The 22365-nt window shown below is 36.2% G+C and carries 23 protein-coding genes and 8 pseudogenes; 11 read left to right on the top strand and 20 right to left on the bottom strand.

Annotation, left to right across the window (positions count from 1 at the left end; genetic code table 11):
- The first annotated feature begins 203 nt into the window (after positions 1–203).
- On the top strand, positions 204–551 hold the full coding sequence (locus tag MKY50_RS06655; protein WP_003232839.1) for an Ig-like domain-containing protein: 348 nt from the start codon (positions 204–206) through the stop codon (positions 549–551).
- Between the two features lie 148 nt (positions 552–699).
- Here the strand turns inward: MKY50_RS06655 and MKY50_RS06650 are convergent, their stop codons facing one another.
- Positions 700–1455 carry an SDR family oxidoreductase gene (locus MKY50_RS06650; RefSeq protein ID WP_213385214.1) on the bottom strand — a complete coding sequence of 252 codons (756 nt, stop codon included), beginning with the start codon at positions 1453–1455 and terminating at the stop codon, positions 700–702.
- Positions 1456–1692: 237 nt separating this feature from the next.
- Positions 1693–2010, bottom strand: coding sequence for a putative quinol monooxygenase (locus MKY50_RS06645; RefSeq protein WP_072692634.1), 318 nt, complete (start codon positions 2008–2010; stop codon positions 1693–1695).
- 432 nt (positions 2011–2442) lie between these two features.
- Between MKY50_RS06645 and MKY50_RS06640 the strand changes: the two are divergent.
- The 3 genes and pseudogenes from MKY50_RS06640 to MKY50_RS06630 all read left to right on the top strand — a co-directional run bounded on the left by MKY50_RS06640 (position 2443) and on the right by MKY50_RS06630 (position 3982).
- Positions 2443–2738, top strand: a pseudogene (locus MKY50_RS06640) (contact-dependent growth inhibition system immunity protein).
- Positions 2739–3137: 399 nt separating this feature from the next.
- Positions 3138–3338 (top strand): hypothetical protein, encoded by a 201-nt coding sequence (locus MKY50_RS06635; protein ID WP_015715692.1) that lies wholly within the window; start codon positions 3138–3140, stop codon positions 3336–3338.
- Positions 3339–3466: 128 nt separating this feature from the next.
- Positions 3467–3982 carry a hypothetical protein gene (locus tag MKY50_RS06630; RefSeq protein WP_014476481.1) on the top strand — a complete coding sequence of 172 codons (516 nt, stop codon included), beginning with the start codon at positions 3467–3469 and terminating at the stop codon, positions 3980–3982.
- Positions 3983–4027: 45 nt separating this feature from the next.
- Here the strand turns inward: MKY50_RS06630 and MKY50_RS21735 are convergent.
- Positions 4028–4137: pseudogene (locus MKY50_RS21735) on the bottom strand (peptidoglycan-binding domain-containing protein); the annotation flags it as partial.
- An 85-nt stretch (positions 4138–4222) separates the two neighbouring features.
- Here MKY50_RS21735 and MKY50_RS06625 point away from each other — a divergent pair.
- Positions 4223–4447: a hypothetical protein gene (locus MKY50_RS06625; protein WP_131121726.1), complete on the top strand. Its 225-nt coding sequence runs from the start codon at positions 4223–4225 to the stop codon at positions 4445–4447.
- A gap of 209 nt (positions 4448–4656) precedes the next feature.
- Here MKY50_RS06625 and MKY50_RS06620 read toward each other — a convergent pair whose 3' ends face one another.
- From MKY50_RS06620 to MKY50_RS06610, 3 genes are all read right to left on the bottom strand, one after another.
- Complete coding sequence (locus MKY50_RS06620; protein WP_014479501.1) at positions 4657–5250, bottom strand: hypothetical protein; 594 nt, start codon at positions 5248–5250, stop codon at positions 4657–4659.
- An 855-nt stretch (positions 5251–6105) separates the two neighbouring features.
- Positions 6106–6498, bottom strand: coding sequence for a hypothetical protein (locus MKY50_RS06615; RefSeq protein WP_041516382.1), 393 nt, complete (start codon positions 6496–6498; stop codon positions 6106–6108).
- Positions 6499–6512: 14 nt separating this feature from the next.
- The gene (locus MKY50_RS06610; protein ID WP_225910704.1) at positions 6513–6833 is read right to left on the bottom strand and encodes a hypothetical protein; all 321 of its coding nucleotides are present in this window, start codon (positions 6831–6833) and stop codon (positions 6513–6515) included.
- Positions 6834–6961: 128 nt separating this feature from the next.
- On the opposite strand from MKY50_RS06610, the gene MKY50_RS06605 reads away from it, so the two are divergent.
- The 3 genes and pseudogenes from MKY50_RS06605 to MKY50_RS06595 all read left to right on the top strand — a co-directional run bounded on the left by MKY50_RS06605 (position 6962) and on the right by MKY50_RS06595 (position 7862).
- Entirely contained in the window at positions 6962–7201 is a 240-nt protein-coding gene (locus MKY50_RS06605; protein WP_033881587.1) for a helix-turn-helix domain-containing protein, read from the top strand.
- Positions 7202–7322: 121 nt separating this feature from the next.
- A pseudogene (locus MKY50_RS06600) lies at positions 7323–7532 on the top strand (hypothetical protein); the annotation flags it as partial.
- A gap of 42 nt (positions 7533–7574) precedes the next feature.
- Positions 7575–7862 carry a DUF5316 family protein gene (locus tag MKY50_RS06595; RefSeq protein WP_033881589.1) on the top strand — a complete coding sequence of 96 codons (288 nt, stop codon included), beginning with the start codon at positions 7575–7577 and terminating at the stop codon, positions 7860–7862.
- 510 nt (positions 7863–8372) lie between these two features.
- On the opposite strand, the gene MKY50_RS06590 is transcribed toward MKY50_RS06595, so the two are convergent.
- The 7 genes and pseudogenes from MKY50_RS06590 to MKY50_RS06560 all read right to left on the bottom strand — a co-directional run bounded on the left by MKY50_RS06590 (position 8373) and on the right by MKY50_RS06560 (position 15763).
- Positions 8373–8831, bottom strand: a complete 459-nt coding sequence (locus MKY50_RS06590; RefSeq protein ID WP_014479498.1) for an SMI1/KNR4 family protein — start codon at positions 8829–8831, stop codon at positions 8373–8375.
- Positions 8832–8833: 2 nt separating this feature from the next.
- A complete protein-coding gene (locus tag MKY50_RS06585; protein ID WP_341116350.1) occupies positions 8834–10609 on the bottom strand; it encodes a T7SS effector LXG polymorphic toxin in 1776 nt (591 codons plus the stop codon).
- A 229-nt stretch (positions 10610–10838) separates the two neighbouring features.
- Entirely contained in the window at positions 10839–11642 is an 804-nt protein-coding gene (locus MKY50_RS06580; protein ID WP_341116349.1) for a DUF7225 domain-containing protein, read from the bottom strand.
- A gap of 186 nt (positions 11643–11828) precedes the next feature.
- Entirely contained in the window at positions 11829–12476 is a 648-nt protein-coding gene (locus tag MKY50_RS06575) for a hypothetical protein (protein ID WP_341116348.1), read from the bottom strand.
- Positions 12477–12715: 239 nt separating this feature from the next.
- Positions 12716–13507, bottom strand: a complete 792-nt coding sequence (locus MKY50_RS06570; protein ID WP_341116347.1) for a hypothetical protein — start codon at positions 13505–13507, stop codon at positions 12716–12718.
- A 114-nt stretch (positions 13508–13621) separates the two neighbouring features.
- Positions 13622–14579: pseudogene (locus tag MKY50_RS06565) on the bottom strand (coiled-coil domain-containing protein); the annotation flags it as partial.
- A gap of 389 nt (positions 14580–14968) precedes the next feature.
- Entirely contained in the window at positions 14969–15763 is a 795-nt protein-coding gene (locus MKY50_RS06560) for a helix-turn-helix domain-containing protein (RefSeq protein ID WP_341116345.1), read from the bottom strand.
- A gap of 124 nt (positions 15764–15887) precedes the next feature.
- Between MKY50_RS06560 and MKY50_RS06555 the strand changes: the two genes are divergently transcribed.
- Both MKY50_RS06555 and MKY50_RS06550 read left to right on the top strand, forming a co-directional pair.
- Entirely contained in the window at positions 15888–16103 is a 216-nt protein-coding gene (locus MKY50_RS06555) for a helix-turn-helix domain-containing protein (RefSeq protein WP_014479487.1), read from the top strand.
- A 65-nt stretch (positions 16104–16168) separates the two neighbouring features.
- Positions 16169–17686, top strand: a complete 1518-nt coding sequence (locus MKY50_RS06550) for a glycosyltransferase (protein ID WP_076457844.1) — start codon at positions 16169–16171, stop codon at positions 17684–17686.
- Positions 17687–17832: 146 nt separating this feature from the next.
- Here MKY50_RS06550 and MKY50_RS06545 read toward each other — a convergent pair.
- The 7 genes and pseudogenes from MKY50_RS06545 to MKY50_RS06515 form a co-directional block, all read right to left on the bottom strand.
- Positions 17833–18979, bottom strand: a pseudogene (locus tag MKY50_RS06545) (IS3 family transposase); the annotation flags it as partial.
- Between the two features lie 405 nt (positions 18980–19384).
- Complete coding sequence (locus MKY50_RS06540; protein WP_251232859.1) at positions 19385–20554, bottom strand: hypothetical protein; 1170 nt, start codon at positions 20552–20554, stop codon at positions 19385–19387.
- Between the two features lie 34 nt (positions 20555–20588).
- Positions 20589–20675 (bottom strand): annotated as a pseudogene (locus MKY50_RS06535) (hypothetical protein); the annotation flags it as partial.
- Positions 20676–20678: 3 nt separating this feature from the next.
- On the bottom strand, positions 20679–20864 hold the full coding sequence (locus MKY50_RS06530) for a hypothetical protein (protein ID WP_250629147.1): 186 nt from the start codon (positions 20862–20864) through the stop codon (positions 20679–20681).
- Positions 20861–21172 (bottom strand): annotated as a pseudogene (locus MKY50_RS06525) (BRO-N domain-containing protein); the annotation flags it as partial. The pseudogene MKY50_RS06525 and the gene MKY50_RS06530, both read right to left, overlap by 4 nt.
- Before the next feature lie 167 nt (positions 21173–21339).
- A pseudogene (locus MKY50_RS06520) lies at positions 21340–21531 on the bottom strand (helix-turn-helix domain-containing protein).
- A gap of 16 nt (positions 21532–21547) precedes the next feature.
- Positions 21548–21712, bottom strand: a complete 165-nt coding sequence (locus tag MKY50_RS06515) for a helix-turn-helix domain-containing protein (RefSeq protein ID WP_250635263.1) — start codon at positions 21710–21712, stop codon at positions 21548–21550.
- Positions 21713–21933: 221 nt separating this feature from the next.
- Between MKY50_RS06515 and MKY50_RS06510 the strand changes: the two genes are divergently transcribed.
- Positions 21934–22305, top strand: coding sequence for a helix-turn-helix domain-containing protein (locus tag MKY50_RS06510; RefSeq protein WP_076457849.1), 372 nt, complete (start codon positions 21934–21936; stop codon positions 22303–22305).
- Positions 22306–22365: the final 60 nt, after the last annotated feature.

Genomic DNA, 22365 nt, shown 5'->3' with positions numbered 1-22365 from the left:
TGTGTGCTATTAACATTTTAAGGATGGCCATTCTCTCTCAGCAATTTTCCATCATAAATACAAACTCTGTGCAGGGCACACAATATTCTTAGCTCAAATCAATTGATCGTTCACATATTATTAACATTTATTTACAAGGAAAATAATTACTTTTATTGAATTGTTATAGTGCAAGACAAAAAACTTTAAAGGAGTGTTTCAAAATGAATTTCAAAAAAACGGTTGTTTCTGCTTTATCGATTTCTGCGTTAGCTCTGTCGGTCAGCGGGGTAGCTTCAGCTCATGAAATAAACTCCACACCTACTGAAGTAAAGAACATTTCTATTTCACCTACACATGTTATCAAGATTCAAGACTATAATTTACCTCTAAAAGTTGGAGAAACCTATTCTGTTAAAAATAATTCAGCTACTCGTTATTGGACTGATAACCAAAAAGTTGCTGAAGTCGATCAAAATGGTTTAGTGACGGCTAAATCAAAAGGAAAAGCCACGATTACTTTGTTTAAAGGTACTGCAGTATTCGGAAAAGTATATGTAACGGTTTATTAATCTTTATCCGCCAGATTTTCTGGATGCAAAACATGCATGAATAAAATAAGGTCCCCCTCTAAAAAGAGAAGGGACCTTATTTTCGCTTCAAGTTTAGATTTAGTTTTGGGAATACATCATACATTGGTGTATATTGTGTTTCAGTAGCTTAGCCCCGAATAAATCCACCTTCTGAATGAATAATTTGTCCAGTTATCCATTCAGCCTCATCACTTGCAAGAAAAGCAATCATTCGTGCTGCATCATCTGGTGTGCCAATACGCCCCATTGGAAATTTAGGTGAAAGAAAATTTCTTATTTCATCTGTCATCCATGTAGAATCTGTTGGACCTGGGTTTACGGCGTTAACAGTGATGCCCAATGGTGCAAGTTCTTGTGATAACGACCTAGTAAATGCAGAAATAGCTCCTTTAGTTGCTGCATACGCTAACTCCCCAGGCAAAGGACCTAAATCCTGCCCTGATGTCATATTGATGATTCTTCCTGATATTAAATTAGACTTTTTAAACCGACGGGCGAATTCAACACAAAGAAGAAAATTTGATCTCATATTAACCGCATAATGATCATCAAGTGATTTAGCATCTAACGATACATAATTATCACTTGCGGAATGAGCTGCATTATTAATAAGTATGGAAGGATATCCCAATTTATCTGAAATTTTTTCATGTATTGTGAATGCAGCATGTGCATCTGATAAATCAATTTTCATTGCCTCACAGCGCACACCCATACGTAAAATTTCTTGTTGAAATTCTTCTATCCAAGCCACATCAGAGTTCCAGTGAGTAAAGAAGATATGTATACCCTGTGAGGCTAACTTACGACAAATAGCCGTACCAATATCCCCTTGACTGCTTGCTCCTGTAATTAGTGCAATTTTTTCTTGAGAATGACTCATTATTTTAACCTCCAATTTATACGGAGTATCTCCATTATGATGGTAACAAGCTATCCAAAGAATATAATCCATTAAATCAAACAGAGCTGACTTTGAATACATTTCAAAATCAGCTCAAAAAAACATTTTCGTCTCAAAAAATATTAAATAGAAAAAAATAAGAGTTGGACAATAATTTACTACTTAATCACAAGTGGCTGATTCTAAGTCATTGAATGTCTCTTTTTAAAGAGCCTTTCAATCATTCACATTGCTTTTCATTAACCATTCTACTTCCGTTAATTCTTGTTTTTGAACGTCTATTGTGTGTTTTTTCGTGAAATGGGTTTTCACAGCTTCTTCGTTTTCCCAAATCTCCCAAAGCATTATTTTACGTTCTGATGGCTCAAGCGGATAAGCATGGAATGTAATACAACCCTCTTCTTTGTTTGTTTCTTCCTCAAGTTTTTTGAATTCCTTCATTATTTCATTAAGGTCTTTATCACTGATGATTTTTAAACATGCCGTTATGTAATGCATCGAAATTTCCCCTCCCATCATTTTATGGCTTTTCATTATAACATTTTGTTGAAAAATAAAAACAACCCCCGACATTAAGGCAGCGATTTAAGGGGTAATAGTAGAGTAATGAATGCGATTGACGGTACTATATTTGGTGTTAAAGACTTAGTCGTGGGGGTATGGGAACCGACGAAGAACTGATTCAAAGACTAGCTAAAAGCAAAATGAGTAACAAGAAGATTTCCAGTTCATCATCATTTAAAAATAAAGCACTACAGAAAGAGCTGTTAATAGTACTCTTAATTTACAGTTAGATAGAAAAATGGTTAAATTGTGATAAGAACAAGCCTTTATACTCCTATAAAGGAAATGAAGATTTAAGAAGAGAAATAGCCAAGGGAGAAGATACAATTACTGTTTTAACAATTGCTAAAATTTATTGAAAAGGTATCTTTATATTAACTGGCTAGCCAACGAGATGATATCATGATAGATACAAACTTATCTGAACCTGTATTTCATTTTCTAGGAGGTATATTTCATCAAGATATAGAAACTCCAGAGTCAGCACTGGACGAATACTTAGAAGAGATTCCAAAAGAAGAGCAAAAAACTGATATAGTAGCATTAAAAGATTTTACAGTGATTATTTGGATGAAGACAAGAATGATTTTATAGATGAAGCTGCTGACGGAGTGGACATTCTTAGTTACGGAGTATCTCCATTAGTATGGCTCGAACAAGTTATTCAAATAATAGAAAAGAATATTGAAACCTTATAATCCATTAAACCTAGCATAAAAATAGGGCTGATTTTGAATTCACTTCTTAATCAGCAAAAAAATTTTCGTCCTCAATTCGTCCCTATGTAGACACAAAGCTAACAAATATAACTAAATAAAAAACCCTTGTTACGCAAGGGTTTAAGCTATGATTTCGACTGGTCTCAAACCAGGGGCCTCTCCCCCTGTCACAAGGTAGCGATTATATTCTAACATTAAGCTGGCTTGCACATGCCCGCTTAACCCCGAGTAACGCTGCTACCACTATACACTTATGGTCTGCTGGATAAGGGAAACATCATTTCATATACCATTAGACATATTACGGATTGCTCAATTTTTATATAACTGTTGGAAACGGTTTTTCCGTCTGCGATAATTAAATAAGAGGTGAAATCAATGAATGGTATAGAGTTTTTAGAGTCCGTGTCTCAACTGGGACAAATAATTTTATTATTCTCCGGCTATGCCCTTTACTGGAGATTAGGTAAAACAAAAAAAGAACGAAAACTTACAAAATACGAAACTTTTCTTAGATTCTTTGTAATGTTCGGGATATTTGCATGGGCACTTTCGTTTCTTGCTTTGCACTTGTGGTAACAATCTTCTGTCGATATTTGACTTATTATGTCTAATTTGTTTAATTCTAAATAAAACTCCCTTTTTCTTGAAAAAATGTATGTTACTATTGAATTGCTTTACCATTTCAAAAAAGGGGGAGTTCACACATGTTGAAAAGATTGTTTTTTCTGGCGTCGATTTTCTTTCTTGCTATTGCCACAATTGCACCAGCAGCTTCAGCAACACAATTGAATCCGGAGGACGGTTTAGATGGCTTAACTGAAGAACAAATTGAAAAATCTGTTGCAGAAGTTGAGTACATCTTTACTAAAATTTTAGTTTTTGACAAAGAGACGGGATATACAGTCAATGAGGACGAGCTTGAAAAAGCTCCTTATCCTCCAGCTCAAAAAGAGGGCATGATTGCTTTCGCTAATTATATGAATAAGGAATATAATTATACCGATGTCAAAATCAATAGTGTTCAAGGATGTTTAGAAGATGCACTTAACTTAAGTAAAGGTGCTTTAAATCAAGTTCAAAAAGCCATTCAAAACGGAGATTGGTTGACTGTTGTAGGATTTCTAGGAACTATAGGTTTAGCAGTTTCCCCACCAGCAGTATTTGCATTCTTCCTACTCTGTGGTGCTCCAGTGGCAAAAATTGCTCCACAAGAAAATTGATAAATGAATTTTAAACCCCTTCTACAACAGAAGGGGTTTAATTTTTTATAATTTCGCTTCAAGTTTCGCTTTAGTCTTAGGTCCATAAATACCGTTAGCTTTTAAGCATTCATCAGTTGGAACCGTTTAACCGCGTTTGCGATTTTTGATCCGTAGAATATGAGATTCAATTAAACACCACCATTGCATATATAAAAAAAGATAAAACGGTCGTAGAACATCTTTATACAGAAAGTGTAAATGACAAAAGTTCCATGGAAACAGAAAATTTTAAAAACCTTATGTTTGTTTGGAGAGAAAAGTTCGCCAACAACTCGCGAATTTGATAAACCTGCTTTATTAAAGCAAAGTAAAAAACCCTTGCTGCACAAGGGTTTAAGCTATAATTCCGACTGGGCTCGAACCAGCGATCGCTACCCTGTCAAGGACGAGACACGTATTCTGATTAATATTTATCAATCCTAAATAATTGCCTAAACCCTTGTCACATAAGGGTTCATAGTATTTAGTTTCCTGATTAATATTTGTTGTTACTAAGTGGTTTTTAAAGTTTTTGTGACTCCAATGTGACTCTAAGGTGTTCAAAATACACAGTGAGGCTATAGGTTGTAGATAGATTCACTGGATAATAACACCTTTTCTTTTTTTGTACGGTTTAATAATAAAAAGGGCACTTAAGCTAAATGCCAATCAGTTTTCGGTTCCATTTTTTGATAGATTTCGGTTTTTATTGAACCTTTTATTACAGACAAAACACTTATCCCAGAAATACAAGAGGTAAAAGAGGCCTGAAATGCTGTATATGCTTTTGCTACTACTGCTGCAACAGCTGCTCCTCCAGTTGAAATTGCTCCTGGCATCTCGGTTGCTAGTACTTTAAGAGCAACACCTGTAGCGATGTTCACACAATTTTGCAGTAATTTTCTTGCTTCTTGATCAATTGTGTCTGGATAGCGAACTCGTAAATACACTTTATAAGTACTTGTTCTTTTATAGATACATGGATAGCTAACATTTTTATTGCACATTCTAAATGGATTTGTTGTAGTTGGGCAAGGTACTCTCACACTTTTTGTGCATGTGCTCGCCTTTAACTCAGGAATATTCCCAGCGGAGAAAATTTCCTTTAAAATTTCTCCCCTATAGTCCCTATCATCTAGAAGCAAAAAATTTGTAAAAATAAAACCGTCTTCTTGTGGAGCTAAAATTAAGCTTTGATCACTATTGTAATAAACTGCATCTTGATAATGAATTCCTTGGAATGGCATAATAATTTTTACCCCCCTTGTTTAAGTAGAACATTCCTAAAAAGATTATTCAATTATTTTTCCAATAATTACCTAAAAACTCAAAAAAGAATCTTTAGTAATGCTTTCATTGGTTAATTTGACCTAGATACTGTTATACTTTTATTATTTGTCTTGACTTTTCTTTTGATTTTTTGCTTGATTGGTTGAGACTGTGGACAACGGCTGGGCAAGTTGTCTGCCTGAATTTGCTTGTAAAAAAATAAACAAACTCAGGCAGGCGACTGAAACTTGATTGTATATCCACTTGTGGTATCCGTGTGTTCACCCTATTTGCCGTTGGTTATTCCCCAAACAAGCCTACTGTGTCAAGTGTCCCTAACAGGTTCAACCAACCCAAAATTGGGTTCGTATACTTATGGCTTGTCCTGCATCGTCAGAAACGATACACCCATCCTTCGTCAGCACTTAATGGCAGCTTTCGCCTTTCAGATGCATGTGTAAATAGGGAAACACAGAAGGCATCCTATCCTCATTTATTGCGTCGGCTGAGTCACTACCCTGTCAAGTTTTACGTGTGTTAGCGCATTCCACGGCAGTCTGATCCTTAAAAAAGGCATCACTAAAGACAACACCTTAATTCAGGAGCATAGACTGACTTTATTTAATTGTAAGGAGTCGCATTGCACGCCCCCCTTGATTAAATTGTTGAGTTTAAATACAATGGAAAGGTATCAACCCTTTTACGATTAGGAGAGTGTGCCCGCACTCCCTAATCACCCAAACCAAGCTACAAACTGGATACATATAGCCGGTACAGCTACAAATAATACTCCAAAAGCCACTTTACAGAACCAATCGTTATGTATCTCAGTTTTATTCATCAGCGTCAGCTTCCTCTACGTCATACTCACCAATCCTACATAAATTATCGCTAACTCTAGGGATAACTATTTGTCCTCCGCCCATTTCAAACAACACATGTATATGATTAATTGCCATTTGCAACATTGACTCTAAATTGTCTCTTGCATCCTCTTTACTTTCACCATCTATATTGAAGGAAACAGGAATAGTGATTTCAGTATGTATGTTGAAGCGCTTTGTAGGCGCTCCATTATTACTTGTTTCAATGAAATTAACTTCTTCTGATTTGTTATTCAGGATGAAATGGTGAAAGTGATTAGCTATATCCTCAAAGCGTTCCTCGTTAGTGATTGTCCCTAAGCTCGTTACGTTAGTTCCTACAGTGTGTCGGTTAATTTGCATTGTCAGTATCCCCTTTAGTATGTTTTGTTTTTGTCTAACAACTGAAAGCCTTCTAATGTAATTAGCTCTCGATTATCAATAAGTGCATCCCATAAGGTTGTGTGAAGCAGTTTATCAACTACTGCATTAGTCAGAGTGACAAGACTTTTGTATTGAATATCTTCGGCCAAGAAATCTGAATGAAGCCTATCGTACAGCCCATCCCCTCTTTTTAAGACTTGATATAGATGAACTTGACCATCTTCACCAGCTATTGCGAACTGCTTATAAAAGAGTATTGCGGGTAAATTACCTAAGTCTTTTCTGTGGATGATTATGTGTTTCAATATTATCACCTATTGTTAATCTCTATTTGTTTAACTACTTGTGTTAATAATATATCATCATTTGTTTAACGTCAATCGTTAAATCGTCATTATTTTTTGCGTTGGTTTGTGGTATTATTATTTGGAGGTGAATACTTTTGATCAAATTTAAATTAGATAAACTATTAGAAAAACACGATAAATCAATGTATTGGCTTTCTAGAAAAACAGAAATAAGACCAAATACTATTAGTAAATGGGTTAATAATGAGCAACTGAGCGAAGAAGAAAAAGTAAAATCTATAAATGTTGAAGCGTTAGACAGAATTTGCAAAGTGTTAAATTGCAAACTGGAAGATGTTATTGAATTTGTCGAGGATGATCCTAAAGACTCTTAAGCAAAAGTATTGCTTTTATTTTTTAATTCGTTAAACAAAACCATTGAAATATTCGATTGTCGGAATTTCCGACAATCAAAAGTATTGCAATAGCTTTACACTGTACGGAGAGGTGAACGGGATGGAGAACAATATGCTTCAAGCAATATTGGATGAAATAAAGAAAATTGATAACAAAATTGATGGTGTGTCATCTGAATTAAAGTCATTTAAAAAAGAGATGAATGAATTTAGAGAAGAAACAAAGAAGGAATTCAATCAGATTAACGTTAAATTAGACAGACTTGAGGAAAACCAACCTCAAGATATTACAGCTCATCTTAAACAGCTGTAGAATGTAGATAAGAAGACTGGTGTGAAAAGGACGATTACAATGAAATTTCTAGGTTTAGGACTAATTCTAGCAATAATTGAAGGAGTTATTGGATACTTTTTCAGAGGAAGTGTATCTTATGAAACAGTATTTGGTACAGTATCAATCATTTTAATAGGTATATCCGTTCTAATTTCAGGTTTAGCAGTAAGTGGAGACCGTCAGCGAGCAAATCATCATTCTGAAACAAAAGAACACAGACAGTTTAGAATCAAAAATACTTTAAACCTCATGATCACAGCAATACCCTCTATTGTTGTTCTTATTTTCTTACTCAGCACAAAATAAAAAATCTTAATAAACGAGTGTTTGAACTTGATGAAAGATTGAACAACTGAGTAAAATTGTGAGAAGTATGTTCGAATAATCTACTCTGACCGAGCTCCCACATTTTTCATTTGGTATGTGCTATGCTTTTTACATACCAAATAAAGGGGGCTTTCAATTGACAACTTCTCATGAAATTTCTGTTTCTGTAGGGAATGAATTTAGGCGTTCCAAACACTTTAAATCACGTAGGGAAGCGTGTAAATTCCTTGAAAGTATTAGATTAAAGTTTGAAGATAAAGAGGTTATTTCCATGGGATGAGGAATTCCCACGATTCAATGTGTATCTAAAGTATTGTCATAGTCACCTGGGGAAAGTAAGAAAAGGGATAATGGCACCACTTGGTACGCCTCATAGCCATTTCCCTGCAGAATTAGAAAGTGAAATATTGACGTTTATGGAAGAAGAATACCTAAAACGATAAATGAAAAACCCCTTCACATTTTTGTGAGGGGGTTATTTCGTTCTTATTAATCTTCCCAGTCTTCATCTTCTTCCCAGTTCTCTTTTGCTTCTTCAAGCTCTTCCATAAAAAACTGCAAAAAATTATCTGCAACTGTGTCTCCATAACCAGCTTCGTTTGCCCAAACAATTACTGGACATTCGCCGTTTTCCATCTTATTTGTATCAAGACAATAAGAAAATTCATCTACATACTCTATTACGATAATACCGTCACTTAAATCATAATGAGTTCTATATTCCTCAGTAACTGTAACAACTCTTGCAGAAACTTTGCCATGACCAAGTATATTTACCCCGTAAATTCCACCTGAACCATACTTATTTAAAAACCACTTATAACTCTCGGGAAGTTTTACATTTAAACTGTTTTGTATCTCTTTTATTTTATCTTCACTTATTCCGCCTGTGAAATCATCATCTTCAGCGTTTTCTTTAATAAATTCTTCAATTTCATGATAAGTCATTGTTACATCTCTCCTTTCTCAAATTGGCTCGCTCTCCATTTCCAATATCTTCGTTGGAAGCTTTTATACTGATTTCGCAGCTCTTTGTCATTTCTAAAACTCTCTCCACCTTTTTTCAATCCATGAAGAACTTTTTTATTATTTTGATGCACTGAAGCCGGAATTTCCACCATCGTTCCTGGCTCTTCTTGAATTAAGTGATGCAAGTTGATCTTTGTGCCGTCATTAGCAAAAGGAGCGTCACCTTTTTTCATGAGTTGTAAATTTGTTTTTCCACTTTCAGTATCAACTTTGTTTATATCAATATCTTTCAATGTGTATACTCTACGACTCACATCTTTGGTTTTACCTGAAGCTTTTACCTTCCCTTTAACCTCAAAGGCACCATACTTTTCTTTATTTAACCAAGGGAGATTTATTTCCTTACCTGTAAATGGCTTTCTTGTTTCATCTAATTTCTTAGCAAGCTGAAGCAACCTGTCTTTTGCGCTCACATCATTGATGACATTATAAGGCATGCCGCCTGCTACAACAACATCATCTCGCATGACAAACGGTTTAATTACTGTTAGTGGATCAGGAGTTTCATCAAGTTTTTTAGACACTTTTTTGACTGCAGCTTTTCCGGCTGTTTTTACTCCTATTTTAGCAACTGAACCAGCACCTTTTAAGCCAAAGATGTTTACTGCTGCATATGTAAACCAATGAGCCTTTGATTCTGTGTCTCCGTTCTTTACGTCTCTTACATAGGAGGTTATAATCGCATCTTTAATTGAGTTAAATGTGGAATCATAGTGATAAACTGCAACTGCAGAATTAATAAGCATGTCGACAGGATGATTGTGTGCCATATAGTCTAATGTTTCAGCTGCCATATCATAAAGAGCAGTAACAGTACCTTTGGCTCCAGCCATTAGCTCACGTGTGTTTTCAATCTGTGTGAAATATCTTTGTTGTTCTGCTGTCAGATTTTCATACCCAATTGTTTTGGCCATTGAATAGAATTCATCGGCATCTGCATAATCATAATTCTTTAGTCTTTCTTTCAGTTTTTCAATCTCTCGTTCTTTTTCCTCCTTCTTCTTAATCGTCAAGTAAGCCTCAGTACGTTTTTCAATATCGCCTTTTTTCTTATGTATATCACTTTCTCTATACGCTTTAGCGTTATAGTGAATCGGAGTGGCGTTCTTCCCTTTGCCTGTTGATTCCTGCAGCTTTTTAAAATCTTGCTGAATGAATTGTTCGTTAGGCTCAGTTAGTGCATATTCAGTTGTTAAATCATCATCTACTTCTTCAATTTTATCAATTGTTTTTTCACGTTTCTTATCTGCACTGGCAAGTTCATGTTTAAAGTTTTCTGTTGAAAACAAATCAAGTGGTAGGATATCGTTAATATCGTTCAGAATGTCCTTCATTGCTTTCTTCTGTTCGGACATAATAGCCTTTGATTTCTTATATGCATTTGCAATTTCATGCTCTAAAAAAGATTCCTCGACGTATGCATCTAATAAGCTGGCTTCCTCTACAACTCCAGAGATACTTGTAAGGAAAGCAATCTTCATGTCAATTAAATCAATCCATTGGTCTGTAACACCGACATGATCATGATAAAACGCTTTAATGTTGTCTGCACCCTTACCTGAAAATTCGCTGTCATCTAGATCAGCTACTTCTTTAAACGCTTTTCTGAGCTTCACCATTTGTGACCTTAGTTCCTTGTACTCTTTTGCACGTTTATCCACTTCAGAAAGTAATGACTTTGCTTCAAATACCTTCATACCATTCTCCTTTTTTCTGACACTCAATACTCAAAATTTTACCATAGTTTAGGAGAAATGATAAAAAAACTGTACAAAAAAACTAAAGATAAGCATAGCTTCATTTGCTTACTTCAAAATAAGTTAACTAATTATGTATAGAGATTAAAAGAGGATGAGCCTTACTTATTAATCAGTGGGCTTACGTGAAAATACCCCTCTACATAATTGTGAGGGGTATAATTTGTTATCAAACAATTGTTTTATTTAATTGATACCCCCTATTAAGTTTCTTTAGTTGTCCAATACTAACTTCATATTTGCTCCCCGATACTCTACTAATTGTTTTCATTTCTTCCTTCGGCCCAAAATAAATAACTTTAAAATCATCATTCTCGTATTGAACCACAAAAAAATCGTCAAAGTTATCAAATGTATTTTTATTAATAGGAATATTACCACTTGATGATTGAGCTGTTGTTTTTACACTAATACGTCTGCCATCACTTACAACATCAAAACCATGTTGATTAGTTTTGCGAGCTAAAGAGCCATTGGTTTGAATTGCGCAAATGAATTCACCAATCCTACCAGTTAAATGTCTCAATTCTGTAGGCTTACAGTTCAATATATTCATTTCATATCTCAAGATTTGATTATATTCATTATAAAGGTTTACAAGTTGTTCTTTACTAATGATTTCAGCTTGATCATTTATTTGGTTAGTTATAGGTGCTTCTCGGAGTGATTTAACACCGTTTACCCATTCGCCTACAAGAACTTCCTTTTCTTCTCCTTTTGATTTTCGGAAAATAAGTCCCGTATATAGAGAGTCTTCACCTAAGTACTTGTACGAACTTCTATTCACATATTCAAAGAGGTGCTTATTAAAAGAAATCCCCTTATTATATCGGTTATAACAATAATCAGATAAAATAACGCTATCCGGATTAGTTCCATATTTCTCTTGAAGGGTTTTCTTTACTTCTTGAGGTGTAACTAACTCATTGACTTTATTATGTAAAACGGTTTTTATTTGTTCGTAAATTGTCATCATATTTCCCTCTAATCGTTAAGTTTTTTTCATTAAATGCAGGATTGAAAATATAAAGTGTTCTCTAATTATTATTATCGTATGTAATCGGAAAATGTTTGAATAGGGAGATTAAGAATTACAAATGTGAAAAAGAAAGAAGCTGTCAAATTATTGACAGCCTTGAATGAAACTATATGCGTTATCCTACTTTGATTCTTTAGCAGCATAACGTAATATCTCTTTAGCAGCATTTATTCGAACCATTGCATCATCAGACAGCAATTCCTTTTCCAATGTGCTTAGGGATTTATTTATCAAATCATCCAATTTAAAATTAAGCGCTGAGTTATCAGGTTCTAACCATTTATCCAATCCGGATTTCTCAAAAGGATATTTAAATTGAGTAATCGTTCCTCTATTCCTGAGCAATTCCTGAAGTTCTGGTACCAAGTCAGATTTGTTTAGGATTACAAGTAAATTCGCTTCTCTTTGATGACACATTCCATCGATATCATTGTCATATTCCTTTACATACTTATAATCTCCAACTTCAAATACAAATACTTGATCAAGATTATTAGAAATTAAAACCAAGTCTTCATTTTTTACAGTGTTTACAAATGCATTAACTGCACCCAAATAATTTGCTAGTTGTTGTCCTTCATATTCATATTTCTCAATCAGAAGGTCTCTTATCTCTTTTTTGCTCTTGTTGGTTAAATCACCTATACCTGGCCATCCAATAGCCACGAAGGAAAGGCCATTTTCATTCGAGTTAATAAATTCATTCAGTCTTTCAATTCCATGAGGTTTTGATTTCATTTGAAAAATATTCACATTATAATTGAACATACTTATGTCCCTCCTTAACCCTCACACATTCCTGAGGGATGATATGATTATAATATAGCACATCCCTACGCCCTGATCAACCCTAAAACACCCTTACGATCCATTAGGGTTTTTAGGGTTTGTGGATTCTTCAGAATATAAACAATAAAAATACCCCTTCACTTTACTGTGAGGGGGTTACTTAGCTCTTGTTTGTAAGCTTAATCCATTGATTTTTTTATGTTACAAATCAAAACCATCTATTTGTTTTGGTGATTATGATCTTTAATTGTTACCACCGTACAAATTGTGTTTAACAACCTTACTACATCTGTTTTTGACCATAAAGATGAATCGTCTCTCCCATGTAAAATCCAATTTCGATTTAATAAATCTAACCTGTCATCTTCAAATCCATGCCCAATAAATAAACGCTCTGATAAGTACTTTATAAGAGAATATGTTGCAACGTCCATAAAATCTGTTTTCTCTTTATCAAATTTAGAATTATTTTTCTTACGCAGTTTTGTTTCCCAATTAGTAATCAACCTTTTTCCAACGTCTGAACTTTGGGCAATATCACTAATTTCCCCTTCGATTATCAAGATCGCAGATGGGATACATAGTTTATACAAACCTTTCTCAAAAGCCATGTACATTTCTTTAAGTAGATCATGGTGAATTTCATTAACGTTTTCAAAAATAAATTGCTTTGCTGTCCCTAGAAAATCTTCCTTATATTTGTTGTCCTCACTATATAAAGACATAAAGTGTTCATCAATCTGATCCTTATTTAAATCTAGTAACTCTTTTGAAAACAATTCATCTGCAGGCAAATGATCCACATATGTCCAACCAAAATTTGCAGTGTGATTTAGAACAGGTTTTAAGTCTTCATGTATTATTGTTTCAGTATCAACAACTAACCTAGATTCACTTAGAATCTCTTTAAATTGCACTATTGGATTTATTATATTATCCACTGACTTTGGTATATCTGCAATCCTTTCACTAAAAGAAACTAAATCAAATATACTTTTCAAATAATCCACTACCTTTCTAAATAATCACAAACATCTATTCTTAGATTATGGTGCATTCCGAGGGAAAAATAAACAAAAAAGGCGTACTTCCCACTCAATAAATGAATGAGAAATACGCCCCTGTTATACCATATTAAAATTCAACCCTTTTCCTTTCAGACCATTTGTGATTTGCTTATAAACTAAGCTTGCTGTTTCTTTTGCATTGTTGGCTTCAGTGATTGTAAATTGGAGTTTTACATCATTATTAACCGTTGAGTTTTCAGTGTTATTGTTCACTATGGAATTTGGAACATTCGTCTTTACATTTGCATTTAGGTTTGGCAATCCAAGTTTCCCAGCTGCAAACGATACAGAACTGAGAATATCTTTGTACTTGCTTAGATCGGGTTTAACTTGCTTGTCAGCTTCTAAATCACTATTAGATAGCTTACGTACTTCTTTTACAGCTTGAAGCATGTTCTCAGTATCTGTCTTATTTAAGATCAGTTCTTTGTCATGCAGGAATGCAAGCTTACCACCACCTAAGCCTGTTCCAGTGTATCCGCCTGTATCAAATGACGATACTTTTTTACCGGTTGTGTTCCCCTTAACTACTGTGGAGAGGGCATTTGAAGCCTCTTTTAGCTTATCAATAAGGTTGTTTGAAATGCTCTTACCGATAGACTCCATATTGCTGTTAATAAACTTTGAAAACTCGTTCAATTGCTTGGTGATATCAGTTATCTTTCCATTCATGAGTTTGTCTTCAATCTTCTTAAAATGCTCTTTCGTCATTCGTTAAAATGTCGTACTTATCATTTATGGCGTCCTGATCTTTTTCAAGCTGATCTTGTAGAGCTTCTTTCCATTTTGTATTGCTGCGGTCTTTAATGAATTCATCTAATGCTTCCTGCTGTTCTTGAAGCTGTTTCTCCAGGTCTTTGACTTGAGCATTCGCTTCATCAGAATCATCCATTGAAAGCTTATTAATTTTATCTTTGGTTTCCTGGATGGCTTGATTCTTCTCTTTTAATTCCTTTTGATACTTAGCTTCAGCATCTTCTTTGTCGATCTCATCAATCTTATCTTGTGTCGCTTTCCAGTAATCAAACTACATTCGATAGATATGGCCATGCAACAATAAAATTAGCTGATAAGACAGCTGATTTTCCCAACAATTTTGATGCTATACAGGTTAATGAATTCGAAGCCAAAAATCAAGTTTGCCAACAACTCCGAATTTGATAAACCGCTTTATTAAAGCAAAGTAAAAAAACCCTTGCTACGCAAGGGTTTATGCTATGATTCCGACTGGGCTCGAACCAGCGACCTCTACCCTGTCAAGGTAGCCGCAAGTGATCCGATAAGTCAATCGGTAAGTCAAACGTTGGTATATCAGCGTTAAGTCAAACGGTTTTTATTTCGATATTACGAACTATAGCGTATAGCACCGCCACCGCGCAAGTCCACGTACCGTAACCCGCAATATTATTCAAACGCCTTTCTGAAACGTTCCATAAGCGATCCGCCACGGTTTAAGCGCGCCTTAACCGTCCAAGCCGCCTTCCTTAACCCAGCGTATAGGTAATCGTCGAAACGCTTAATTTCGTGCGATTTCGCTTTCATAATCGTTGCGTGCCACGCTTCAACGAAAGGCTCCGCGTGATCTTCGAGTCTGATCGTTCTATCTACGCTTGCCTTAGCGCGCAAAAGAATTCCGTAGTATTTATAAATCTTTTCGGCGTCAAAGTAGCGAGCCATTGCGTTATAGATTTCGTTAGGCAACGCGCCTTTTAACGCTTCAGCCGGTACCGTCGCCGTATCTAATACGTTATTTTGGTTTTTAGAACGCTTAATTAAATCCGATGGTTCGTTTTTCGTTTTCGGCGCTTCAGCCGTTGATTCCGTAGGCTTTTCGGCTTGTCCGCAATTGGACATTGTCGACTGGTCATCTGCGCCTCCAATCGGCAGGATCACGATGATATTCGCGCCTTTTCCTCCGTTAATCTTCCGCGTCGTAGCGACCTTCTTTACGATGCCGAGCCCCGCTAATTTATTCAGCGCTCGTCTCGCCGTCTTAACGGATTTCTCGATCAGGCCCGCCAACGTTTCCGCCTTGAGATGCGCTGCCCCGCTAAACTTAACCGCGTACCTTGCGATCATCTTAAGCGCCCGGCGATCCGTATCGTTAAGCTCGTATGTATTGCGTTTGATATGTTCGTAAACAGATTCGTTAAGTTGATCCGTCGAGTCGAACGTTTGGTGTTCCGCTAAGTAATGCATAACAATTCCGCCTTTACGTATATTTGTTAATACGTCTTTACGAATTAATCGTCAATAACAAATTACGCTTTTGCGAAAATGAAGTTTTGTACTATAATTAAATAAAACGAATAGAGGCGTAGTAGTGAGACGAGTAGTTCTTCGAATTGATATGCTGATGGATCGATATGGACTAAACCAAGGGGAATTCGCCGAAAAAGTCGGTATCAGACCTGCAGCGATTTCACAACTTTCTCGAAATCACGTGGTCCGTATTTCAATCGATCATTTAGAGCGAATTGTAAATACATTTGAGATCGATGATATTCGGGAAATTATCGAAATAGAGAATATTAGGTAATGCGACTAACACCTACCTATGAATTTAATATATAATGGAATTAATAAATTATTAAGGAGAGTTTTATGAACCACAATTTTATACTTATTGATTTCTTAGACGAAGTTAGATCCGGAATGGCTCTCGCAACTGAAAGACGCGCCAATATGGTCGCTACTGAAAGAGGGGCTGTATCATTTCTTACTCTTAATTTTCAAAATAATCATGCGCATATAATCTCGAAGATGAAAAAAAGACAGAGGCTTGCGGAGAATATTGAGGTATACAATTTTCACGAGCACTTCTACAACCTCCCTGGGCACCTTTCCGATAACGTTAGTTCTCCAGAGGTTGAGTTGTTCGAGGATGGCTTCTCCCACTATATAGACGACGATCGTCCTAATACAAACGGCTACAGATACTATGATAAAGAAGGCAACTACGTAAAGTACAAGCTGTTCGACGAAAAAATGAGACTTAAGTTCATTGATTACCGTGACCTTAATCTTCAACGTACTCATAGAGTTGAATATGATCTTAATGGCAGAAAAAGACGTGAGATTAGATATAATCTTCAGAACAACAAGCCCGCGTTTGAAAAATACTATAACATTAATGGAAATTGTTATTTATCTGTTTGGGTAAACTCTTCAGGGAAACGAACAAAGTGTGTTCTTCATGCTGGAATTAACAAGGCATTCAATCATATAACTGATGCACACGTCTATTGGGTTGAGTCTATCCTAAAGGATTACACGAATCCGTTTTTAATGCTGGATGAATTAGGTTTATTAGATGTTTTCCGCAAGGTAGGAAACGATTGTCACAAAATTGTAACACTACATAATACACATCTTGATAAACCGCACGTTAAAGGGTCTCCATACAGACGCGTGTACAAAGAGATATTTGACCACAAAGACGAATTCGATGCGATTGTTTTCTTAACTGAAGAGCAAAAAAGAGATGTTGAGGAAGATTACGGAACGGATGAGCGATTTGTTGTAATTCCTCATGCTGTTACTCTAGATAAAGGCGCGATATTAGATAAGTCTATTGAACGAAACCCTAAATCGGCCATAACACTAGCTCGCTTGGAGGACAGTAAAAATATTGCGGACGGAATTCGTGCTTTCCGTATTGTGGTCGACGAAATTAAAGACGCCGAGTATCATATCTTTGGTTATGGAAAAGAGAAGGAAAATTTACAAGCGTTGATAAAGGATCTGCATTTAGAAAATAACGTTCATATACATGGGTTTACTCATAACGTTAATAGAGAAATTCAAAAACACGGGCTGTCTATTATGACATCTCGATTCGAAGGATTCTGCTTAGTAATTATGGAAAGTCTAGCCAATCAAACGCCCGTAGTGAGTTACAGAACGAAGTACGGTCCGGAAACACTCATTAGAGATGGGAAAGATGGGTACTTAGTAGAATATAATAACTATGAAGAAGCTGCAGAAAAAGTGATCGAATTAATGAAAGACAGTAAGCTGCAGAAAAAGTTTGCCAAAAATTCGTTAGATGTATACAAACGATTTAGTTATGCTCGCTATAAGAAGAACTGGCTAGACTTATTTAAACAGCTTTCGAAATAAGAACGCATAAGGGAGTTTTCATCATAAAGATGAAATGGTGTATGTAGCCGCTGAGGAGATCGGCGAGAATGAAGTATATTAAAAGAAAAAAGCTCTACCCAATAGGGACTGACCCCCGTTTTTGAGACAGGGATCAAAACACCTTTTAAAGCCAATTGCCGATAGCTTATCGGTGATTGGTTGTTTAGTTTGGTTTGAATACGAATATTGTTATAATAATGAATGTACTCTATGACAGTGCGTTCTACGATGGCGGTCGTAGTTCGATCAATGCTGTTAAGATAGAACGTTTCAGACTTTACTGAGGAATGAAACGATTCGATGGAGGCATTATCAGCGAGCTTCTCTTTGCGGGACATGCTCATGGTAATGCCTTTTGTTTTAACAGCTTTTTGATACTCGTAAGATGTATACACAGAACCTTGGTCACTATATAACACGCAGTTCTCAGGCAGCGTTGGTAGCTGATCAAGTGTGTCTAATACAAAGTCTGTGTCCTGCTTATCCCCAATCGTAAAAGCAATCACTTCTCCATTGTATAAATTCACAATATACTGGAAAGGTACAATTGTTTCTGTTCATAAGGCAAATATGTGATGTCCGTTACTAGTTTTTCAAGAAGGCGATCAGACTTAAAATTCCGATCCAATATATTATCGACCACGGCATATGGCTGCCCATTCTTCTTACGCTTTTTCACCTTAACCCGGCACTGCCACTGATTTTTCTGCATAATACGTTGAACCGTTTTATGGTTAATACACATTCTCTTTTTTAGTATGGCTGTGATTTTTCGATATCCATATCGATACTTGGCTCTCGACACAACGTGCCGATTTGTTTTCCAAATAGCGCTTGGGATGATCTTCATTAGATTCTTCTTCTAACGATAATAAGACGCTCGAGCGATACCTACATGAATACAGATATCCTGCACGGTCATTGTGCTGTGCAACATTTCTACAATTTCGACTGATGTTTCGCTATCAACTTCCTTTCCAATTCGTTGTACTTTTTTAAAACTTCATTCTGTTGTCTCAGGTGACGAATCTCTGCCTGCAGTTTCTCTAATTCGGAAGAATACTCCGGACCTTTTCCATAAGTGTATTGCTTTCCAACAGGCTGTTCAAATCGATGTGTATCCCCAGTCTTATGCCATCTAACCCATGTCTGAATCTGTGTCTTATTCTTAATATTCAACTCCTGCATAATCTCTTTCATAGGTACACCTGCCAATCTCATTTCTACAGCCTTCTGTTTCACTTCTACCGGATAACTCACTCTTGTCCCCATAGAAAAAACACCTCCAAGTCTAATTTCGGATAACAATCATCCGTATTCAATTCTTGAAGGTGTTTTTATTTGTCTCATCTTATGGGGTCAGTCCCAATAAGGCTAGGGCTTTTATTTTTTCCGCATCCAATCTATCGCTATATTCTGCTTACACTTACGGCAAGTTACGTTATGTTTTCCATACATGACAAAGTTGTTCTTAAATTCACATTGCGGACATTCTAAGCGCTTACCACCAACGAAGGCTCCTAGAAGAAATACGCTAATGGCGCCGAGGCCAAGTCAAGGCAAGATGCCGATAATTGTGACGATCAAAATAACACTCAACAATAAAAGTGCAACCGAGCATCCCCATAATTGAACGTGGAACCCACCGTCCCGAACCACTTAATAAAATGCTATATTTTATATGGACCAATGGAACATGAATGGGTACCATGTACCTGACCCTGTATTAGGATTCCTGGTATTAATAATTTTGACTCTGCCATTTGGCTGAACTTGCCAGTTACACTGGTATCCTGAACTGGTAACCTGCACCATCTGTATGTTACGATCAGGAGCTAATTCCTTAGGAAACTCAAGGTATTCTGTATTAAGGTTGGATACATTTTTTAGTGCTCCATTTAGCTCTACCAGATTGCCGATTCTTCTTATTCTTGGCACAGTGTCAGCGCCATATGTCTTACACCCGTTTAACAGAGTTACGTTTAAGTAGCCAGTATCTACTTTATAGATTGGGATTTCTGTTTCTAACGCAACGCCTCTAGGGGAATTATGAACAAAAATAAAGCATTCTCCGTCAATGATCTGAGCTAAGGATAGTCTCCCTTTGTACTTGCATCCGCCCTCGTTTTCGTAGTCATAGTTAACTGCATCTGGTAGCCGTCCGGGGAATTTACTATTGACAGCTTTTGCAAGACTACTTTTAGTATAGATGAAGGAATTTACTAATTGTCCTGCTGTGTTGTATACAGTGATGGCAGGTTTTCCTTTTTGAGCACCTTGCGTTATGAAGATATAACCATTGTTCACAACAATACCCTGAGATTTTTCAGTTAATCTGCCATAGTTATCTGTCCTAATACTATTAACCAGTACAGGGTTTCCTGCTTTTACACTCTCCCAAGTGTAAATGTATATATTTTTAATAGTGTCAGTCCATACATCAGATGTGACAAAGTAATCCCCATCAACGTCAGATTTTGCTTTTCCTTTAATAGGAAAGGTGCTCCCTAAGACACCAGTTTCATAGTTGAATATAGCCGCAGATTCTTCATTTTTGGGTCGTACGATAAAACTTAGTTGATCGTTCTTATTATAGAAGTAAGGTAGAGATTCTGTAAAAGACCCACTATCAATTGGGATATTTTTACTACTCTTAAGTTTACCATTAAGGTCCCGTACATCAATACGAAGTACTGTTCCTGTGTTTTCTTGATTGGCTACATAAATCTCTTGTCTTTCTTCATTAATTGAAACACCTTGAATCCACGTCTTCATGTCTTTCTTATATCTGACTGGGAAAGAGCAAAGGATTTCTGCACTGTTTATATAAGCTAAGGGGTCCCTCATTATTTCCCTCCTTTTGTTTGTGTCTAGTATTTCAGTAGAAAGTGCGTCTGTTTGTGCTTGCGATTAGCTTTATCAGACCATTAATATCGTTCATGCGTTTTATTTGCTCAGTTGTCGCCATACCTTAACCCCCTATCCCCGGAAAAACTGCGATTACAAAGAATAAAACCATCGCCCCATTGAGCCAACCGTTTGTCTTGTCTCTTTTTGCAATAATTGCGTCATTGCCTATCATTTTCAGATCATCAGCCTGAGCAACGATCATAGGCACTTGCTCGATATTAACCTTTTGTTTGCTTTGCTCTTTCATAGTGTGAAGAGTTGTTTTGAAAAGCAGCTTTGTATTTTCATCAGCTTGCGGCAAGTATGTTTGGATGAATAACTCGTCATTTGCAACGTAGCCGCCCGTTTTTCTGATTGCGGGATGACTTCATGAGTGATCCACCTTTTGAATTGTTTAGTCTCTGGTTTGTTACTAGTTAAAATAAGTGAAAACAAACCAGCTTCATTGACAACTGTTGTTTTTTGATTACGGCCTAATGAATCGGTGAGGTAAACTTTACTTACCTCGTCTTCGTCGAGCCGGGACACTGCTACTTTGTGATTTGAATGACTTAGTACATTGCAGACATCCTTTGCGACAAACCAAGGTTGTCCATCCTTTCCAACTGTCCGAACCTACTGATCTTGATAATTGAATACTTTTTGTAATTCGTTCATTCATGAACCTCCTTAGAAAAAGTTGTCATTCACTAAACGAAAATTTTCGTTCAGTAGGTTCCTTGCTATTGCGCTTGTTTCATATTTGCTTGTTCCTGCGCTTCAATCCACGCATCTATGTTGTGCTTAGTGGGGAAAATACGTGTGCGCACTCAGAAGTGAGGAATTTCTTTTTCACGAACCATTGTGTAAATCGTGTCATGATGAACACCGAGGTATTCAGCAGCTTCCTGCACGGTCATTGTGTTGCGAGACATTTCTACACCTCCTACGCTACGGTTTTACTCTTTTCGTGTAACTTTTCATCAAAAAAAGTTCATTTACATCACCATCTAGGAGCTCAGAAATTTGTTGGGCTTTCTCAAGGCTGGGTTTTGTGCGACCCATTTCTATGTTGGCATAGCCGCTAGCATATCTATAACCAGGTTGTTTCGCCATGTAAGACTGAGTTTTTCCTTGAGCGAGTCTTGTATCTCGAAGTTTTCTAAGCATAATATCTTTCCACCACCTTACTCTATATGTGTAACATTTGTTGATCTCATCATAATATACACACGGTGGGTAAGTCAACATATTTTTATTCTTTTTGTGTAACTATTTATTTATCTTGTGTAAAACGTGTTAAAATTTACACACCAAATGAAAAAAGGTGTATAAATATGGATAATATAACAGGGAAAGTCTTAACCGAATTACGAGAAAAAAAGGGTTGGAGCAAATCTCTAGTTGCAAAGAAATTAGGTCTTAAAACCATGTCAACTTATGCAAACTGGGAATATGGTTTGCGAAAGCCTGATGGTGAAATGCTTGTGAAAATTGCCAATTTATATGGCGTAACTACTGATTATATTCTTACAGGCAAAAGACCTAACAGCTTTAATAGTGACTTATTCGAAGATCCTGATTTACAAATCGCCTTTAAAGATGCATCTGATTTTTCAGAAGAAGCACGAAGACAAGCTATCGATTTTATTAAGTATTTGAAAGAAAAAGAAAAAAGTCGCAAATCTCCGAATGGGGAGAATGATTGACATTCCTTTAAGCAAAAGTATTGCTATTTTTTATTATCAACTGAAGCAAAAAATAATTAC

This window comes from Bacillus sp. FSL R7-0685, assembly GCF_038002425.1.
In the GTDB taxonomy this organism is placed as follows: domain Bacteria; phylum Bacillota; class Bacilli; order Bacillales; family Bacillaceae; genus Bacillus; species Bacillus subtilis.
This window is presented reverse-complemented; position numbering and strand designations above follow the sequence as displayed.

Coding starts and splice junctions, on each gene's coding strand:
- MKY50_RS06655 (WP_003232839.1), top strand. CDS start 204: ATGAATTTCAAAAAAACGGTTGTTTCTGCTTTATCGATTTCTGCGTTA.
- MKY50_RS06650 (WP_213385214.1), bottom strand. CDS start 1,455: ATGAGTCATTCTCAAGAAAAAATTGCACTAATTACAGGAGCAAGCAGT.
- MKY50_RS06645 (WP_072692634.1), bottom strand. CDS start 2,010: ATGAAAAGCCATAAAATGATGGGAGGGGAAATTTCGATGCATTACATA.
- MKY50_RS06635 (WP_015715692.1), top strand. CDS start 3,138: ATGAATGGTATAGAGTTTTTAGAGTCCGTGTCTCAACTGGGACAAATA.
- MKY50_RS06630 (WP_014476481.1), top strand. CDS start 3,467: ATGTTGAAAAGATTGTTTTTTCTGGCGTCGATTTTCTTTCTTGCTATT.
- MKY50_RS06625 (WP_131121726.1), top strand. CDS start 4,223: ATGACAAAAGTTCCATGGAAACAGAAAATTTTAAAAACCTTATGTTTG.
- MKY50_RS06620 (WP_014479501.1), bottom strand. CDS start 5,250: ATGCCATTCCAAGGAATTCATTATCAAGATGCAGTTTATTACAATAGT.
- MKY50_RS06615 (WP_041516382.1), bottom strand. CDS start 6,498: ATGCAAATTAACCGACACACTGTAGGAACTAACGTAACGAGCTTAGGG.
- MKY50_RS06595 (WP_033881589.1), top strand. CDS start 7,575: ATGAAATTTCTAGGTTTAGGACTAATTCTAGCAATAATTGAAGGAGTT.
- MKY50_RS06590 (WP_014479498.1), bottom strand. CDS start 8,831: ATGACTTATCATGAAATTGAAGAATTTATTAAAGAAAACGCTGAAGAT.
- MKY50_RS06585 (WP_341116350.1), bottom strand. CDS start 10,609: ATGAAGGTATTTGAAGCAAAGTCATTACTTTCTGAAGTGGATAAACGT.
- MKY50_RS06580 (WP_341116349.1), bottom strand. CDS start 11,642: ATGACAATTTACGAACAAATAAAAACCGTTTTACATAATAAAGTCAAT.
- MKY50_RS06575 (WP_341116348.1), bottom strand. CDS start 12,476: ATGTTCAATTATAATGTGAATATTTTTCAAATGAAATCAAAACCTCAT.
- MKY50_RS06560 (WP_341116345.1), bottom strand. CDS start 15,763: ATGCATTACTTAGCGGAACACCAAACGTTCGACTCGACGGATCAACTT.
- MKY50_RS06550 (WP_076457844.1), top strand. CDS start 16,169: ATGAACCACAATTTTATACTTATTGATTTCTTAGACGAAGTTAGATCC.
- MKY50_RS06540 (WP_251232859.1), bottom strand. CDS start 20,554: ATGAGGGACCCCTTAGCTTATATAAACAGTGCAGAAATCCTTTGCTCT.
- MKY50_RS06530 (WP_250629147.1), bottom strand. CDS start 20,864: ATGAAAGAGCAAAGCAAACAAAAGGTTAATATCGAGCAAGTGCCTATG.
- MKY50_RS06515 (WP_250635263.1), bottom strand. CDS start 21,712: ATGGCGAAACAACCTGGTTATAGATATGCTAGCGGCTATGCCAACATA.
- MKY50_RS06510 (WP_076457849.1), top strand. CDS start 21,934: ATGGATAATATAACAGGGAAAGTCTTAACCGAATTACGAGAAAAAAAG.